Here is a 2,001-nt window from a genome sequence, read left to right on the forward strand (position 1 = left end):
TTCAGCAACGCCTGCGCTTTTTCGACCACGTTATCGACGGTGAAGCCGAATGCTTCGAACAGCAGTTCCGCCGGAGCCGATTCGCCGAAGCTCGTCATGCCGACAATCGCGCCGTTCAGGCCGACGTACTTGAACCAGTAGTCCGCGATACCTGCTTCAATCGCCACGCGTGCGGATACGGCCTTCGGCAGCACCGCTTCACGGTAGGCTGCATCCTGCTTGTCGAACGCATCCGTTGATGGCATCGACACCACACGCACCTTGCGGCCTGCGGCAGTCAGTTTGTCATACGCGCCGACAGCCAGTTCCACTTCAGAGCCGGTGGCAATCAGGATCAGCTCCGGTTGGCCGTCGCTGTCTTTCAGCACATAGCCGCCTTTCGCCACGTTCGCCAGTTGCTCAGCGGTACGTGACTGCTGTGCCAGATTCTGACGGGACAGGATCAGCGACGTTGGGCCGTCCTGACGCTCGATCGCGTATTTCCACGCCACCGCCGTTTCCACCTGGTCTGCCGGACGCCAGTTACTCATGTTTGGCGTCACGCGCAGGCTGGCCAGCTGTTCAACCGGCTGGTGCGTCGGGCCGTCTTCGCCCAGACCGATGGAGTCATGGGTGTAGACGTAGATGCTGCGGATTTTCATCAGCGCGGCCATACGCACCGCGTTACGGGCGTATTCCACAAACATCAGGAAGGTCGCGGTGTACGGCACAAAGCCACCGTGCAGCGCAATCCCGTTGGCAATCGCCGTCATGCCGAATTCACGCACGCCGTAGTGGATGTAATTACCCACGTGGTCTTTATCCAGTGAAACCGAGCCAGACCAGATGGTCAGGTTGCTCGGCGCCAGGTCGGCAGAGCCGCCCAGGAATTCCGGCAGCAGTTTGCCGTAGGCTTCCAGCGCGTTCTGTGACGCTTTGCGACTGGCAATTTTCGCCGGATTCGCTTGCAGGTCTTCAATGAATTTCTGTGCGTCTGCCTGCCAGTTGGCGGGCAGTTCACCGCCGGTGCGACGAGTGAACTCGGCAGCCAGTTCCGGGTACGCGCTGGTATAGGCAGCAAATGCCTCGTCCCAGGCAGCTTCCTTACGCTGACCGGCCGGTTTGGCATCCCAGGCGGCATAAATATCGGCAGGAATATCGAACGGTGCGTGCGTCCAGCCCAGCTGTTCGCGGGATGCAGCCACTTCGGCATCGCCCAGCGGTGCACCGTGCGAGTCGTGCGTACCCGCCTTGTTCGGAGAACCAAAACCAATCACGGTTTTACACATCAGCAGCGACGGTTTGTCAGTGACAAGCTGCGCTTCGCCGATGGCGCGTTTGATAGCGTCCGCATCGTGACCGTCCACGCCGCGCACCACGTGCCAGCCGTAGGCTTCAAAGCGGGCAGCAGTATCGTCGGTAAACCAGCCTTCAACATGGCCGTCAATGGAGATGCCGTTGTCATCATAAAACGCGGTCAGTTTGCCGAGCTTCATGGTGCCCGCCAGCGAGCAGACTTCGTGGGAAATCCCTTCCATTATGCAGCCGTCACCGAGGAAGGTGTAGGTGTGATGGTTAACAATCTCATGACCCGGACGGTTGAACTGCGCGGCCAGCGTGCGCTCGGCAATCGCCATACCGACCGCATTGGCGATACCCTGCCCCAGCGGACCGGTGGTGGTTTCAACGCCGGCGGTGTAGCCGTATTCAGGGTGACCTGGCGTTTTGGAGTGCAGCTGACGGAAGTTTTTCAGTTCTTCAATCGGCAGGTCGTAGCCGGAGAGGTGCAGCAGGCTGTAAATCAGCATGGACGCGTGGCCGTTAGACAGCACGAAGCGGTCACGGTTGGCCCAGTTAGGGTTGGCCGGATTATGGTTAAGATAGTCGCGCCACAGCACTTCGGCGATATCGGCCATGCCCATCGGTGCGCCCGGGTGACCGGATTTGGCTTTCTGCACCCCATCCATGCTCAGCGCACGGATAGCATTGGCAAGTTCTTTACGAGAGGACATGCTTGACTCC

At 59.7% G+C, this 2,001-nt stretch carries 1 protein-coding gene; it reads right to left on the minus strand.

What is annotated here, in order from left to right:
* Positions 1-1,991: transketolase (gene tkt / locus A6301_RS19910; protein ID WP_234258558.1), on the minus strand; the 1,991-nt coding region annotated here is incomplete at its 3' end.
* Positions 1,992-2,001 lie beyond the last annotated feature (10 nt).

The organism is Pectobacterium sp. IFB5596 (assembly GCF_021432585.1).
GTDB lineage: Bacteria > Pseudomonadota > Gammaproteobacteria > Enterobacterales > Enterobacteriaceae > Pectobacterium > Pectobacterium punjabense.